This window comes from Brevundimonas sp., assembly GCF_023259385.1.
Classification (GTDB): Bacteria; Pseudomonadota; Alphaproteobacteria; order Caulobacterales; family Caulobacteraceae; genus Brevundimonas.
In genome coordinates this window covers 1-5,044 of sequence record NZ_JAHFPF010000251.1, presented here as the reverse complement: position 1 = coordinate 5,044, position 5,044 = coordinate 1, and the positions used below count along the sequence as shown (strand labels likewise).

The 5,044-nt window shown below is 70.2% G+C and carries 6 protein-coding genes; all 6 read right to left on the bottom strand.

Annotated elements, in window-relative coordinates; all coding sequences use genetic code 11:
• The coding region (tsaB, locus tag Q0C81_RS15850) for a tRNA (adenosine(37)-N6)-threonylcarbamoyltransferase complex dimerization subunit type 1 TsaB (RefSeq protein ID WP_291840100.1) at positions 1-488 on the bottom strand (488 nt) is incomplete at its 3' end.
• 13 nt (positions 489-501) lie between these two features.
• A complete protein-coding gene (locus Q0C81_RS15845) occupies positions 502-882 on the bottom strand; it encodes a helix-turn-helix transcriptional regulator (protein ID WP_291840097.1) in 381 nt (126 codons plus the stop codon).
• Between the two features lie 66 nt (positions 883-948).
• Positions 949-1,530, bottom strand: coding sequence for a helix-turn-helix transcriptional regulator (locus tag Q0C81_RS15840; protein ID WP_291840095.1), 582 nt, complete (start codon positions 1,528-1,530; stop codon positions 949-951).
• Between the two features lie 92 nt (positions 1,531-1,622).
• Positions 1,623-2,180, bottom strand: coding sequence for a NifU family protein (locus Q0C81_RS15835; protein WP_291840093.1), 558 nt, complete (start codon positions 2,178-2,180; stop codon positions 1,623-1,625).
• A 174-nt stretch (positions 2,181-2,354) separates the two neighbouring features.
• A complete protein-coding gene (locus Q0C81_RS15830) occupies positions 2,355-2,825 on the bottom strand; it encodes a universal stress protein (protein ID WP_291840091.1) in 471 nt (156 codons plus the stop codon).
• 152 nt (positions 2,826-2,977) lie between these two features.
• The coding region (locus tag Q0C81_RS15825; protein WP_291840088.1) for an NAD-glutamate dehydrogenase domain-containing protein at positions 2,978-5,044 on the bottom strand (2,067 nt) is incomplete at its 5' end.

Genomic DNA, 5,044 nt, shown 5'->3' with positions numbered 1-5,044 from the left:
AGGACCGCGCCGGATCCGACCAGGACAGCGCCGGCGGCGAGGCCGCTCACCCGTTCGGCGGCCTGTTCCAGCGACAGGGCCTCGGGCGGGCCTTCTGCGACGCCGCCGCGCCAGATGCGGGCGTAGACCTGCCCCCGGCGGGCGTCGATCAGGGCGGCGATGTCGGGCGCGCTCGCGGACGCCGCCAATGCATCAAGGGTCGAGACCCCGACCACGGGACGGTTCAACGCCGCGCCCAGTCCTTGCGCGAAGGCGAGGCCGACGCGCAGGCCGGTGAAGGAGCCCGGGCCCACGGTCACGCCGATCCGGTCGACGACGTCGAAGCCGCCGGCCTCGGCGACCGCATCGCGGGCCAGGCCGCCCAGCCGTTCGGAATGGCCCTTGAGCATGACCTCCGAACGCAGGCCCAGCGTCCGCACCGTGTCGCCCACCTCGAACACCCCGGCGGTGCACAGGCCCAACGCCGTATCGATGACGAGGACCCTCACGCCGCCGCTCCGGTCAGGAGGCGGGCGCCAGCGCCGCCACGATGCGCGCCACCGCCTGCCGCACGGCCCGGTCGGCGATGCGCGGAAAATCGTTCGCGACCGTTCGTCCGTCGACGGTCGCGCTCAGGGTGCGGAGCACATCGATCTCGCCGGACGGATGACCGTCGATCGGCGGGAAGAAGGCGTCGACCGGCGAACGCAGCACCACCGCCACCCGGTGCAGCCGCGACGCCGAGATCCGGTTCAGCCCGGTCTCGTATTTCTGCACCTGCTGGAAGCTGACCCCGATGCGCTGGGCCAGCGCCGCCTGCGACAGGCCCAAGGCCGAGCGCCTGAGGCCGATCCGCGCGCCCACATAGGCGTCGATATGATCCGGGGCGGCGGTTCGGGCCATGGCGAGTCTCCTGTTCTATACCGAACAGTTTCATCGACACGCCCAAGTTGCAATCAAAAAGTTTCATTACTGGTCCAGCCGCGCGACCACCGCGGACACGGCGCGGGTGTCAGCCCGCGGAATGCGCTCCTCCGCCGACAGGCCGCCCGGTCCGCCGCGCACCACCAGCATCTCTCCCTCGGCCCGCTCGTAGAGGCGGACCAGGCGGCGGCCGTCGGCCATGTCGATCACACAGCCCTGGTCGCGGCGCGGCCAGCGGCCTGGCGCATACTCCAGGGTCACGCCCGAGGCGGCCCATGGGGTAAGGTCGTCGCTCGACAGCTGAAGACGGCGGGTCTCGGCGGGGGCAACGTCGACGAAGGCGCGGGCGCGGCTTTCGACCCCTGAAGCCGCCGGGTCGTCGGACGCCGCCGCGGCGAGATTGAGCGCCAGGGCCTCGGGGGTGGAGTCGACGGCGGCGGTGAGGCGGCGCTGGACGTCGGGGCGGAACAGGCCCGGCCGCTTGCCCGCCTCGTACAGGCCCCAGCCCTGGCTGGTGATGCCGACGCGCGCACCGGCCTCGGCCTGGCTCAGACCGCGCGCGCGGCGCAGGGCCGCGAGGGCCTCGCCGAGACGTCGGGCGTCATGGTCGCTTTCAAACCGGGGCATCGCATCAGAATGCCGGAGAGTGTCGCGTGTGACGAGAAATAAAACGGTTTTGTCGCCTTCAGGGTAGCGAAGGCTCTCGCGTTGACAGCCGCCTAGATCACCTGCTCGACGCGGGTCACCTCGGGCACATAGTGCTTCATCATCTGCTCGACCCCGGCCTTGAGCGTGGCCGAGGACGAGGGGCAGCCGGCGCAGGCGCCGCGCATGCGCAGGGACAGGACCCCGGTCTCCTCGTCGAAGGCGTCGAACAGGATGTCGCCGCCGTCCTGAGCCACGGCCGGGCGGATGCGGCTGTCCAGCAGCTGCTTGATCTCGGCGATGATCTCGGTGTCCTCGCCGTCGGGATCGGCGCTGGAGAAGGCTCCGCCGCGCAGCAGGGGCGCGCCCGAAACGAAGTGATCCATGATGGCGGCCAGGATCGGCGCCTTCATCTGCGCCCACTCCAGCCCCTGCGCCTCGCGGGTCACGGAGACATAGTCGTAGCCGAAGAAGACCCCGGTCACGCCGTCGAGCTCGAACAGGGCTTCGGCCAGGGGCGAGGCGGCGGCCTCTTCCCGGTTCACGAAGTCGCGCGGATCACTCGATACGTCGCGGCCCGGCAGGAATTTCAGGACGTTGGGGTTCGGCGTCGGTTCGGTCTGGATGAACATGGGGCGTAAGTGCGCTCGCCGGGGCGGCGGTTCAAGGGCCGGGCCTTCTCCCTCCCCTTCTGGGGAGGGTGGACCGCGAAGCGGGACGGCTGGGGAACCGAGCGCTCGGACACGAGCCCCACCCTGTCGTCGCTGACGCGCCGACATCCCTCCCCACGAGGGGGAGGGAGATTTTCAAGCCAGGTCCTCGATGTCGTTCTCGGTCAGTTCGCCGGGGACGATGGTGACGGGCAGTTTGCGGCCGGTGAAGGCGGCGCCCTGCTTGACCACGGCGGCGACCAGCGGACCGGGGCCGCGACCGCCCTCCCCCGCCGCAAGGACGAGGATCTTGATGTCCGCGTCCTCGCCGACGACCTTGCGGATGCAGGCCTGCGGTTCGCCGCGCTCGATCACCAGCACCGGCGTGGCGCCCGAGCGTTCGGCGGCCTCCCCGGCCCAGCGGTTCAGCGAGGCCTCAGCCTCCGCGCGGGTCTGACGTTCGATCTCGTCTCGCACCCCGGCCCAATGGGCGTCCGAAGCCGCGGGCGGGATGACGCGCAGCATCACGACGCGGCCGCCGGTCGAGCGGGCCCGCCGCGCCGCATAGCGCAGGGCCGCCTCGAATTCGGGGCTGTCGTCGACGACGACCAGGAACTTACGTGGCATCAGCCCTCTCCCTCAGCCCGTCACGCTAGCAGATGAGGCGCCCCAATGCCTACGCGCCGCAAAACCCCCTCCGGACCAGCCGGAGGGGAATGCCGCGCGCGCTCAAGCAGCGAGCCGCCGCGCGGCGAGCGGGCAGCGCCCAAATCGCTTCTTCAGGTTGCTGACGAAGCGATCTCGCGGATGACCGAATTGGCGATGGTCAGCTTTGCGAAGGTCCAGCCGGAGCCCGAGGCCTCGATCTCGTCGACGGAGGCGCGGACGCCTTCGACGGCGCCCTGGCGCGGGCCGACCCAGTCATCGACCGCCTTCTCCGCCGCCGCCTCGCTGGCTCCGACCGAGACGTTCGAGGCCTTGGCCACGGCGCGGGTCAGGGTCATCTGCTCGGCCATCAGGTCCTCGATCAGACGGCGCACGGCCAGCCGGTCGAAGTGGTCCGCCGACGGCACGTTTCCGGCCGCCGCGCGCAGGCGGTCGAAATCGAAGGCCGCGCCCACCTGGTGGTAGAGCATGGCCATGGCCGGTTCCGGCCAGCCGGCCTCGCGGGCCAGGTCGCCGATGTCGGCGGTGGCGACCAGCGGACGCAGCATGGCGAAGTCGCGGGCCATTTCCTCGGAGGCGCCCAGACCCACGAAGCTTTGCACTCGGGCCTCCAGACGGCCTTCCTCGAAACGGCTGAGGACGGAGCCGCCGGCCGAACGCAGGGCGTCGGCGGCCGGACGGTAGGCGGCGATCAAGCCGTCCACGGTCGCGCCCTCGCGCGCCGCCCGCTTGGCCAGCCAGAAGGTCTGGCGGCGCAGGACGGTGGAGATTTCCTGATAGAGGGCGGTCTGGGCCTCGGCCGGGATCTTGCCGTCCAGCGCCGAAACCGCGTCCCACGCCTGGTCGAGGCGGAAGATCTGGCGCGCCGCCTCGAAGGCGATGACCATGGCCCCGGTGTCGCACTGGGCCGACAGGCGCAGGCGTTCCGGGAAGGTAGGGCCGCACATGTTGACGATCTCGTTCGACAGGATGGTCGAGATGATCTCGCGCTTCAGGCGGTGCCGCTGCATGTCGGCCTCGAACTTCGCCAGCGGACCGGGGAAGTAGCGGACCAGGGTCTGTTTGAAGAAGGCGTCGTCGGGCGCGCCCGAGGCGACGATCTCGTCGAACAGCTCCAGCTTGGAATAGGCGGTCAGCACCGCCAGTTCCGGCCGCGACAGCGGCTGGCCGGAGGCCTTCATCTCGGCGAGCTTGAGATCGTCAGGCAGGCCTTCGACCTTGCGGTCCAGCTTACCCTTGGAGCCCAGCCACTGCATGAAGCGCTGCTGGGAATCCAGCGCGCCGGCGCCTTCGGCCTGCTGCAGGGTCAGGGCGAGGGTCTGGTCGTAGTTGTGGACCAGAACCTTGAGGCCGACCTCTTCGGTCATCGAGGCCAGGAGGGCGTTACGGTCCTCCTGCTTCAGCGCGCCCGAGGCGATGGCGGCCCCGGTCAGGATCTTGATGTTGACCTCGTGGTCGGAGCTGTCGACGCCGGCCGAGTTGTCGATGGCGTCGGTGTTGATCCGGCCCCCGCTGCGCGCGAAGGCGATGCGGCCCGCCTGGGTCAGGCCCAGGTTGGCGCCTTCGCCGATGACCTTGGCCCGCACCTCGGCGCCGTCGACCCGGATGGCGTCATTGGCCTTGTCGCCGACCTGGGCGTCGGTCTCGTTCGGCGCCTTCACATAGGTGCCGATGCCGCCGAAGTAGAGCAGCTCGGCCGGAGCCTTGAGGATGGCCTTCATCAGGGCCGCCGGATCCAGGACGTCCTCCTGGATGTCGAGCGCCGCCTTGATCTCGGGGGTCAGTTCGATCGACTTGGCCGAGCGCGGGAAGACGCCGCCGCCGGCCGAGATCTTGGACTTGTCGTAGTCCTGCCAGGACGAGCGCGGGACCTTGAACATGCGGTCGCGCTCGACCCACGACGTCGCCGGATCCGGGGTCGGATCGATGAAGATGTCGCGGTGGTCGAAGGCGGCGACCAGCTTGATCGCCTTGGACAGCAGCATGCCGTTGCCGAACACGTCGCCCGACATGTCGCCGACGCCGACCACGGTGAAGGGTTCGGACTGGATGTCCTTGCCCTCTTCGCGGAAGTGCCGCTTCACGGCCTCCCAGGCGCCGCGGGCGGTGATGCCCATGACCTTGTGGTCGTAGCCGACCGACCCGCCTGAGGCGAAGGCGTCGTCCAGCCAGAAGCCGTA